Consider the following 9,268-nt stretch of genomic DNA (forward strand, 5'->3'; position numbering starts at 1 on the left):
TGTATCCCTTTTTCCGGCGAAGAGAGGGCGGAAATTGCCAGACTTCCCCCGGAGGGCTAAAATGCTTTCATATAGTTTATCTGCATCCGGGAAGGAGACATGGAAATGGCGCCGGACGACATGGCCATGAGACTGAAGGAGATCCAGGACAAGGTGAGCGAATCCCTGCAGTACAGCATCGACAGCCTGGCCACTCTCCGGGAGGAGGAGCGGGAGCGCCTTTTCGAGATCCGCACCCGCCGGGAGAGCGTGCAGAAGGAGCTGAACGAAGTTATTGTCGCCTCGGAGAAGGCGGAGGCGGAATACAGGCGCTCAAGGCAGATCCTCCTCGATGCGTCCAGGTCCGGGGACGAGTCCAGGGAAAAAGAGGCCTACGAGCGGGCCATGAACCTCATGAAAATCCGCGGCGCCTTCGAGGAGAGGGAAAAGCACCTCGCCGCCCAGCGGGATGACCTTGACCGGGAGGAGCGCCGAATCGAACGGCTCATCACAAGGAGCGAGGAGATGGGCAACCGGTTCAGGGTGGTGCTCAATCTCCTCAACTTCAGCATCGAGGGCGAAGAAAACGGCTCTCTTTCTCCCGAGCAGAGAGATTTCAGCGCGGGGCTCCTGCTTGCGGAAAGGGAAAGCGTATCCCTCGCCCGGGAGCTCCATGACGGGCCGATCCAGAAGTTTTCCGCCGCAGGCCTCATGATCGATCTTGCCGGTGAGTTTCTCTCCAGGGGTGATTTCGGAAAAGCCAGGGAAGAACTGGCCAGAACCCGCTCCCACATCGGGGACGCCCTGGAGGAATTCCGCTCCTTCCTCTTCCAGCTCAACCCTACGGGACTCAAGGACGGCTTCGACGTGGCCCTGAACCGTCTCGTCTCCCAGACTTCCGCCGTTTCCGGGGCGGACGTGCGCTATGCCGTGGAAGGGCAGTCAGACCGGCTTTCCCTTCCCCTGAGGACCGCAGTGTTCAAGATAATCCAGCAGGCTGTGGTCAACGCGGTGAAGAACGGCCGGGCACACCGCATAAGGATACTGGTGAGCATCGGGCGGGAGATGCTCCGGGTGAAGGTGGTCGACGACGGGCTGGGCTTCGACGTTGAAAAAGTGCGCAGCGAGGCGGAGGAAAAGGGTACATGGGGGCTGATGAACATGGAAGACCGGGCCTCCATGATAGGGGGAGAACTCACCATCGCGAGCGAGCCCGGTAAAGGGACCAGCGTCTCCCTGTCGGTGCCCGTACCCCTTCCCAGATAGGCGAAAGGGCCGCTCCCTTCCGGGGCGGCCCTTTTTTCATGCGGACAGTTTTTTCGCGGCTTTTCTCCGTTCCCCGTCGTCGAGGATGATCTTCCTCAGCCGGATGGACTTGGGGGTCACTTCCACCAGCTCGTCCTCCGCAATCCACTCCAGCGCCTTTTCGAGGCCCATCCTCCGCGGCACGTCGAGCTTCACCGTGAAGTCCTTCGTGGAGGACCGGTGGTTCGTGGCCTGCTTCCGCTTCGTGGGGTTGCAGGGCATGTCGCTGGGACGGGAATTCTCGCCCACGATCATCCCGGTGTAGATTTTGTCCATGGGAGAGACGAACAGGGTGCCCCTCTCCTGGAGGTTCTCCAGCTGGTAGCTCGTGGCCTCCCCGGTATCGAGGCTCACCAGGGCGCCCCTGCTGCGGGGGGTTATCTCCCCCGTCCAGGGGGAATACCCTGAGAAACGGGAAGACATGATGCCCAGGCCCCGGGTATCGGTGAGGAACTCGCCCCGGTAGCCGATGAGTCCCCGGGTGGGGATGTTGAAGAAAATGCGCATGAGCCCGGTACGGAGGTTCTGGATCTCCTTCACCCGGGCCTTCCGCCTCGAGAGCTTTTCAAACACCACGCCCTGGTATTCCTCCGGGATGTCCACCACCAGATCCTCCATGGGCTCGTGAAGGGCGCCGCCGATCTCCTCGGTGATCACCTCGGGCTTGGAGACGCAGAACTCCATGCCTTCCCGGCGCATCTCCTCGATGAGGATGGCCAGCTGCAGCTCTCCCCGGCCGGAGACCTTCACTCCGTCCGGCCGTCCCAGGTCTTCCATCCGAAGGGCCACGTTGACGTGCATCTCCCGTTCCAGCCTCGCCTTGAGCTGCCGGAGGGTGATGGCCTGTCCCTCCTGCCCGGAGAAGGGGCCGTTGTTCACCAGGAAGAACATGGAGACCGTGGGTTCTTCTATGTCGAGGGGCGGAAGGGCCTGCCCCTCGAGCTCGGATGAGGAGAAAGTATCCCCGATGCCGATTTCCTTCGGCCCGGAGATCCAGACGATGTCTCCCGCCGAGGCTTCTTCAACTTCAAGGCGCTCCAGTCCCCGGGTGACGAAAATCTGGACGGCCTTTGTGCGTTCCGACTCCGTGACGGAGAAATTTTCGTTTTCCTTGTCGGAAGGGTTTTCCCAGCGGGTGGCCATGCGGAGAAACTCTTCACCCTTCCGGATTTTTCCCTGGAGGATCTTCCCGCAGCCCATCCGGCCGGTGTATTCGTTCCATGCCAGGGTGCTCACCTGCATTCTGAAGGGAGCCTCCTCGTCGGCCAGCGGGGGCTGAACGCAGCGGATGACGGCCTCAAACAGGGCGTCCATTCCCTTCGACTCTCCGCCCTCGATCTCCGAGAGATCCGAAACGGCCCATCCCGCAAGGCCTGAACCGTAGAGCACGGGGAAATCCGCCTGCTCCTCTGTGGCCCCGAGCTCGAAGAAGAGGTCGAAGGTGGCGTTGAGAGCAAGGACCGGGTCAGCTTCCTTGCGGTCCACCTTGTTGATGTAGACGAGGGGTTTCAGTCCCATGCGGAGCGCGTGGGACAGGACGTACCGGGTCTGGGGCATGGGACCTTCGCCGGCGTCCACGAGAAGGAGTACCGAGTCCACCGTGGAAAGGATGCGCTCCACTTCCCCGGAGAAATCGGCGTGGCCGGGAGTGTCGATGATGTTGATGCGGCAGCCCTTCCATTCCACCGTGCAGTGCTTGGCCCGGATGGTGATGCCCTTTTCCCGCTCGAGCTCGTTGTTGTCCATGATCCGTTCTTCAACCCGGGCGTTTTCCCGGAAAACCTGGGCTGCCCTGAAAATGGAGTCGATGAGGGTGGTCTTGCCGTGGTCGATGTGGGCGATGATGGCGATGTTGCGTATGTGTTCCGCTCTTTTCATAAAATATCCGTTCCTCCGGTGCAGTCGGACTTGGTGGTTCTTCTCTGCAGGGGAAAAATGATACATCCTGCGGAAATGAAATGCAAGAGTATTCCGCTGAAATCAGAAACCTGAATCATAATGGAAGCCGCCGTGCCTGCCGGTCATGGGCAACGCCCGGGAAAGCGCCGTTCCCTGCGGGCCCGGTTTCCGTCAAAGTAGGCTCTGTATCGACCGTTCGAGCTCGTCCCGGGCAGGAACGCCCTCGAAGGCCTTCCTGCCGTTCAGTATCCAGACGGGGTCCGTCCCCCGGACCCTGTACCGGAAAAGGTCGAAAAAGGAGAAGATGCTTCTCGGATCCATGACCGAAATATCGACCCTGTCGCCGAAGGTTTCCCTGATGCCCGAAAGGAGAGCGCTGATGTCAGCCATGGTGTCCTGTCTCCCCTCGACCTGCTCGCCTCCCGGTATGTAGGCACCGCAGCCTCCGCTGCCGCCGGAGGAACTGCGTTCCATGATCAGTTTCAGCTTGATCTGCGCCATGTTCTCCGCCTCCTTCTCAATTATAAAAACATTACACCAAAAAAACGGAAATAAGAACTCTGTTTTTCTGCGGATTTTTTCATCCGGAGCGGAACGGTTTGATCTGATTCCGCCCTGGAAACAATCACTCCGGACTCTTCGGGGAAGGGCGTAACGGCCGTGTTTGATGTGACGTCAACCTTCCCGCTTCGGGTCATACCCTTTCTCTTCCGGAACGGAATGATTTCGAAAAAATGGCTGATTTTTTAAATTGCATTGTAAGGGTGATACACTGTCTGGCAAATGGAGGCCTGTTGTTAGGTTTTCTGCCGTGGGGGGATGAGCATGTACGCCATAGGAGTGGATATCGGAGGGACCAAGTGCGCCGTCTGTCTTGGAGAAGCGGAAAGGGACACTCTCCGCGTGATCTGCAAAGGAGAGCCCAGAAAAACGGCGGAGTATTCTCCGGAGCTTATGCTGGAGGGACTTCTCGACGACGTGAAAGAATGTCTGTCCCGTGTTCCTGCGGGAGAGACGGTGGCGGGAATCGGCATCAGCTGCGGCAATCCCCTCGACAGCAGGACAGGACTGATTTTATCACCCCCGAATCTCCCCGGATGGGATAGGATCCCAGTGGTGGACTGGTTCCGCAGGGGAACCGGACTTCCCGCCTGGCTGTGCAACGACGCCAACGCCGGTGCTCTGGCCGAGTGGCGGTTCGGTGCCGGCAAGGGGTGCGAGCACATGATCTTCCTGACCTTCGGGACCGGCTTCGGAGCAGGCCTCATCCTGAACGGGAGGCTGTACTGCGGCGCCTGCGACGCGGCGGGGGAGACGGGGCACGTCCGCATCGCAGCCCACGGTCCGGCGGGGTACGGCAAAATCGGCTCCCTGGAGGCTTTCTGCAGCGGAGGAGGCATTGCCCAGCTCGCCCGGACCTATGCCCTCCGGGAGATACAGAAGGGAAAGCCTCCCGCTTTTTGTCCCGGTCCCGGCAGCCTTGGGAACCTGACCGCCGAGTCCGCTGCCCGCGCCGCCCGCCAGGGGGATCCCACGGCAAGGGAGGTTTTTGAGCTTTCCGGCGCTCAGCTCGGGCTCGCCCTGGCGATGCTTATCGATCTTTTCAATCCCCAGCGCATCGTTCTCGGCGGCATCTTTTCACGATGCCGCGACCTCATCTGGCCCGTCGCCGAAGGGGTGATCCGAGAGGAGGCCCTTCCGGCCTCCCGAATGGCTTGTGATGTGGTCCCATGCGGGTTTGGGGAGGCTGTGGGTGACATGGCTGCCCTGACGGTGGCGCTGTATTATGGGGAACAGAAGGAGAGTTGAACGGCGGATGAAAAGAGTGTCCGGACATGGGGCAGACCTTCAGCGAAGGGCTGCCCCCCGGACCCGGTTTTTGTTACAGCAGGCGCTGTATCGACTGCTCGAGCTCGTCCCGGGAAGGAACCCCCTCGAAGACCTTCCTGCCGTTCAGAATCCAGACGGGATCCGTTCCCCGGACCCTGTACCGGAAAAGGTCGAAAAAGGAGAAGATGCTTCTCGGGTCCATGACTGAAATATGGACCCTGTCGCCGAAGGTCTCCCTGATGCCCGAGAGAAGAGCGCCGATCTCTTCCGCCGAGTCCTTCCTCCACTCAGTCTCTTCGCTTCCGGGAACGTAGGTGCTGCAGCCTCCGCTGCCGCCGGCAGCGCTGCGCTCCATGATCAGTTTCAGCTTGACGTTTGCCATTTTCTCCGCCTCCTTTCTGGTAACATTTAATAATACACCAAAAAGTCGGAAAAGTGAACTCTGTATTTGAGTCCGCGGATTTCTCCCCCTGGGAGAACGGTGCAAAATTGACTTTCCCTTTCGTGAGCAATAAAATTACTCGTGACAAAATTCCCGTAAAGAAGGCACTCGTATGCTTGAATCTCTCATCACTTCAAAAACCAGGGCCCGGCTGCTGCTGAAGTTTTTTCTGAATCCTGGAACCAGCGCCTATCTCCGCGGTCTTGCCGACGAGTTCGGCGAGTCCACCAACGGCGTGCGGGTGGAGCTGAACCGCCTGTCCGAGGCGGGGCTGCTGGAGTGCGCCGACGAGGGCCGGACAAAGGTGTACCGGGCGAACACGGCCCACCCCCTGTTCCCGGAACTGCAGCGGATCGCCGCCAAGACCCTGGGGATCGACCAGGTGGTGGAACAGGTGATACGCCGGCTGGGCAACGTGGAGATGGCCTTCGTGACGGGAGACTACGCCCGGGGGATCGATTCCGGGCTCATCGACCTGGTCCTTGTGGGAGAGATCGACAGAAGCTATTTCGACCATCTTTCTGACAAGATCGAGAAACTCATCGGGCGGAAGATCCGGGGACTGATTTTGACCAGGGAAGAACTCTCCCGGCTGAAGGGGCGCCTGGAGGCCGAGAATGCCCTGCTGCTCTGGGACGGGGACGGAAAGACGGGATGAAGGGGGAGAGGCCGTGATTCTTGTTACCGGCGGGGCCGGGTTCATCGGGAGCCACGCCTGCGTGGCCCTGGCGGAAGCGGGGTATGATGTCCTGATCGCGGACAATTTTTCCAACAGCAGCCCCGACGTGCCCGTACGGCTGGAGCGTCTCGCCGGCCGGCCCATGAAGTGTGTCCGGGCCGATGTCCGGGACAGGGAAGCCCTCGACCGTCTTTTCCGGGACCACGCCGTTTCCGCCGTGATCCATTTCGCGGGGCTGAAAGCCGTGGGGGAGTCGGTGGCGAAGCCCCTGGAGTATTACGGGAACAATCTCGGCTCCACACTGGCTCTCTGCGGCGCCATGGCGGCCGCGGGGGTGAAGCGGCTGGTCTTCAGCTCCTCCGCCACGGTCTACGCCACGGGCTCGACCATGCCCCTGGACGAGGACTCTCCCCTGGGATGCACCAACCCCTACGGGTGGTCCAAGTTCATGATCGAGCAGATGCTGCGGGACCTTTCGGCGTCGGACCCGGAGTGGTCCATCGCCCTCCTGCGGTACTTCAATCCCATCGGGGCCCACGAAAGCGGCCTGATCGGCGAGGATCCCAGGGGCATCCCGAACAACCTCTTTCCCTACGTCTGCCGTGTGGCCTCCGGGCTCCTGGAGAAACTCTCCGTTTTCGGCGATGACTATCCCACCCCTGACGGCACGGGCGTAAGGGACTATATCCATGTCTGCGACCTGGCCGAAGGGCACGTGAGCGCCCTCAGGTTTCTCGAGGGCATGCGCGGGGCTGAGGCCTTCAATCTGGGGACCGGAAAAGGAACGTCGGTGCTTGAGCTGGTCAGGGCCTTCGAGAGAGCCTCTGGAAGAGCCGTTCCCTTCGAGACAGTCGGGCGGCGGCCCGGTGACATCGCCGCCTGCTATGCCCGGACGGACAGGGCCAGGGACGTGCTCGGCTGGACGGCGAAGCGCACCCTGGACGACATGTGCCGTGACGGGTGGAACCGGGAACTCCTGAGGGAAACCCGGGAAAAGTAAGGAAAACGCCCCGGCGGGCTGATCCCCGCCGGGGCGTTTTTTTCTTTAACCGGAAGGGATCAGAAGGCCCTGAAGCCCACCACGTCCTCGCGGATCTTGAGGTAGCGTTTCTTGGTGATGTCCATGTGTTCCTTCTCCATATCCTTGATCTTGGCGAACATCATGGAAGTTTCGCCCTGGCTCTCTTTTTCCAGGCGCTCGTAGAACTCCATGGCGCGCATCTCGGAGAGATAGGCGGCGGAAGCAATGCGCAGCACGGATGTGACGTCGCCGAAGTCCTTTGTCTGGACCTTCAGCTCCGGGGCCACCACCAGATTGTGGTCGATGGGGCACTTCTCGCCGTACATCTTCTCGTAGTAGTTCAGGAGGCTGGCCTCGTGTTCGCTCTCCCAGTCGGAGAGCTCCAGCAGCTCCTTCTTGAGGTGTTCCTCGTCCACGCTGTCGGCCCACATTTTATAGAACTGCTTTGCCTCGATCTCTGCATGGACGCCGTACCGGAGAGCTTCCTTCATGTCGAATGCCACTGTCATATTCCATCCCCTCCTGATATATAGGTTATTTCCGCTCCTCATTATACCCCAAGCCGGAGAAAATTCCAAAAACATAAATTGAATTCAATCCACACCGGGGCATTTGCCTTTCAAAAGCTCCCGGCCTGTGAGAGAATGAAAACAGAATGTATTTCCGATGAAAGGCTGGGATAGTCAATGGATTTGTGGAAATCGGTCAGGGAGATCGAAGAGGATGTGGTGGCATACCGCCGCCATATTCACGAGAATCCCGAGCTGAGCCTGAAGGAGTTCGACACCGCCGACTACGTGGAGTCGGTGCTGAAGGAGGTCGATGGAATCGACTCGATCCGACGGATCTCCCCTACGGGAATTCTCGCCGAGGTGCGGGGGGCGAAGCCGGGAGAGGGCCGGTGCATCGCCCTGAGAGGGGACATGGACGCCCTTCCGGGCGACGAGATGGCCGACGTACCCTTCAAGTCCAAACGGCCGGGGGTGGTCCATTCCTGCGGGCACGACGTCCACACCGCCCTGCTGCTGGGCGCGGCCAGGATCCTGGCCCGTCACAGGAGCGAGTTCGCCGGGACGGTGAAATTTTTCTTCCAGCCCGCCGAGGAGGTTCTCGGAGGAGCGATCCAGTTCTTGGCGGCCGGTGCCCTGGAAAATCCCCGGGTGGAGGCCGCCGTGGGCATTCACGTGTTCTCCGAGCATGACGCGGGCATCATCTCCTCCAGGAAGGGCCCCATGCTCGCCGGTGCCGACGGCCTCACCATCGGGGTGAAGGGCTGCCAGTCCCACGCGGCCCATCCCCACACGGGGCGGGATGCCGTGGTCATCGCCGGACAGGTAATCGGAGCCCTCCAGACGATCTCTTCGCGGTTCGTGGCCCCCACCGACCCCGTGGTGGTGACCATCGGGCAGATCAACGGCGGGATCGCCAGGAACATCATCGCCGGAAGCGTGACGCTCGAGGGGACCATCCGGACGGTGAAGCCCGAGACCAGGGAGAGGGTCCACCGGGAACTGGAAAAGATGGTCCCCGCTCTCGCCGAAGCCATGGGCGGCTCCGCTGCTGTGGGGATTCAGAGAGGAACACCGCCTCTGATCTGTGACGACGGGCTCGTGGACAGGCTGGAGGCGGTGACGGAAAAGCTGCTGGGAAAGGACCGGTACGTCTCCCTTCCCGACCCGTCCATGGGCGGAGAGGATTTCGCCTTCATCATGGAGAAGGTGCCGGGGCTCTTCATCCGTCTCGGCGTGAAGCGTCCCGGAGGGCCCGTGACACCGGGCCATTCGGTGGACTTCTTCGCCGACGAGTCGGCCATCGCCCCGGGGCTCGCGGTCTTCGCCGGGACGGCCCTGGACTACCTCGGGGTGCCGCTGGAGTAGGCTGGCAGAGGCAACGCTTCTCGCTGCCTCTGGATTCTGTCGAAACCCAAATCCGAAATTTCCCCTGGCAGCGAGCACCGGTAACGCTCCCCGCTGCCCGTCGATGTTCTTCGCTCATCCTAAATCCGCAGGTTCTTTCCTTCAAGTAAAGGGATAACTCCCCGGACGGGGAAATGAACTGTTTTCGTTTCCCCGTTTCCTTTCTTTCTTACCCTTTTTCAGGTTTTTCAGGTCTT

9 protein-coding genes are annotated in these 9,268 nt (G+C 60.7%); 5 read left to right on the forward strand and 4 right to left on the reverse strand.

Annotated features, from left to right (window positions below):
* The first annotated feature begins 105 nt into the window (after positions 1-105).
* Positions 106-1,245: a sensor histidine kinase gene (locus tag C8D99_RS05850; protein ID WP_166670032.1), complete on the forward strand. Its 1,140-nt coding sequence runs from the start codon at positions 106-108 to the stop codon at positions 1,243-1,245.
* A 36-nt stretch (positions 1,246-1,281) separates the two neighbouring features.
* Here C8D99_RS05850 and typA read toward each other — a convergent pair whose 3' ends face one another.
* Positions 1,282-3,162: a translational GTPase TypA gene (typA, locus tag C8D99_RS05855; protein ID WP_133957187.1), complete on the reverse strand. Its 1,881-nt coding sequence runs from the start codon at positions 3,160-3,162 to the stop codon at positions 1,282-1,284.
* 192 nt (positions 3,163-3,354) lie between these two features.
* Entirely contained in the window at positions 3,355-3,684 is a 330-nt protein-coding gene (locus tag C8D99_RS05860) for a hypothetical protein (protein ID WP_133957188.1), read from the reverse strand.
* Between the two features lie 324 nt (positions 3,685-4,008).
* On the opposite strand from C8D99_RS05860, the gene C8D99_RS05865 reads away from it, so the two are divergent.
* Positions 4,009-4,992, forward strand: coding sequence for an ROK family protein (locus C8D99_RS05865; RefSeq protein ID WP_133957189.1), 984 nt, complete (start codon positions 4,009-4,011; stop codon positions 4,990-4,992).
* A 73-nt stretch (positions 4,993-5,065) separates the two neighbouring features.
* On the opposite strand, the gene C8D99_RS05870 is transcribed toward C8D99_RS05865, so the two are convergent.
* Positions 5,066-5,395, reverse strand: a complete 330-nt coding sequence (locus C8D99_RS05870; protein WP_133957190.1) for a hypothetical protein — start codon at positions 5,393-5,395, stop codon at positions 5,066-5,068.
* Positions 5,396-5,567: 172 nt separating this feature from the next.
* On the opposite strand from C8D99_RS05870, the gene C8D99_RS05875 reads away from it, so the two are divergent.
* Both C8D99_RS05875 and galE read left to right on the forward strand, forming a co-directional pair.
* Positions 5,568-6,113 carry a helix-turn-helix domain-containing protein gene (locus C8D99_RS05875; RefSeq protein WP_133957191.1) on the forward strand — a complete coding sequence of 182 codons (546 nt, stop codon included), beginning with the start codon at positions 5,568-5,570 and terminating at the stop codon, positions 6,111-6,113.
* Between the two features lie 13 nt (positions 6,114-6,126).
* On the forward strand, positions 6,127-7,134 hold the full coding sequence (galE, locus tag C8D99_RS05880; protein WP_133957192.1) for a UDP-glucose 4-epimerase GalE: 1,008 nt from the start codon (positions 6,127-6,129) through the stop codon (positions 7,132-7,134).
* Positions 7,135-7,193: 59 nt separating this feature from the next.
* On the opposite strand, the gene C8D99_RS05885 is transcribed toward galE, so the two are convergent.
* Complete coding sequence (locus tag C8D99_RS05885; protein ID WP_133957193.1) at positions 7,194-7,664, reverse strand: ferritin family protein; 471 nt, start codon at positions 7,662-7,664, stop codon at positions 7,194-7,196.
* A 177-nt stretch (positions 7,665-7,841) separates the two neighbouring features.
* Between C8D99_RS05885 and C8D99_RS05890 the strand changes: the two genes are divergently transcribed.
* Entirely contained in the window at positions 7,842-9,032 is a 1,191-nt protein-coding gene (locus C8D99_RS05890) for a M20 metallopeptidase family protein (protein ID WP_133957194.1), read from the forward strand.
* Positions 9,033-9,268: the final 236 nt, after the last annotated feature.

Origin of the sequence: Aminivibrio pyruvatiphilus, from assembly GCF_004366815.1 — a bacterium.
Taxonomy (GTDB): Bacteria; Synergistota; Synergistia; order Synergistales; family Aminobacteriaceae; genus Aminivibrio; species Aminivibrio pyruvatiphilus.

What these genes read in the sequence shown, in the direction of transcription:
- C8D99_RS05850 (WP_166670032.1), top strand. Translation starts at nt 106, where the DNA reads ATGGCGCCGGACGACATGGCCATGAGACTGAAGGAGATCCAGGACAAG.
- typA (WP_133957187.1), bottom strand. Translation starts at nt 3,162, where the DNA reads ATGAAAAGAGCGGAACACATACGCAACATCGCCATCATCGCCCACATC.
- C8D99_RS05860 (WP_133957188.1), bottom strand. Translation starts at nt 3,684, where the DNA reads ATGGCGCAGATCAAGCTGAAACTGATCATGGAACGCAGTTCCTCCGGC.
- C8D99_RS05865 (WP_133957189.1), top strand. Translation starts at nt 4,009, where the DNA reads ATGTACGCCATAGGAGTGGATATCGGAGGGACCAAGTGCGCCGTCTGT.
- C8D99_RS05870 (WP_133957190.1), bottom strand. Translation starts at nt 5,395, where the DNA reads ATGGCAAACGTCAAGCTGAAACTGATCATGGAGCGCAGCGCTGCCGGC.
- C8D99_RS05875 (WP_133957191.1), top strand. Translation starts at nt 5,568, where the DNA reads ATGCTTGAATCTCTCATCACTTCAAAAACCAGGGCCCGGCTGCTGCTG.
- C8D99_RS05885 (WP_133957193.1), bottom strand. Translation starts at nt 7,664, where the DNA reads ATGACAGTGGCATTCGACATGAAGGAAGCTCTCCGGTACGGCGTCCAT.
- C8D99_RS05890 (WP_133957194.1), top strand. Translation starts at nt 7,842, where the DNA reads ATGGATTTGTGGAAATCGGTCAGGGAGATCGAAGAGGATGTGGTGGCA.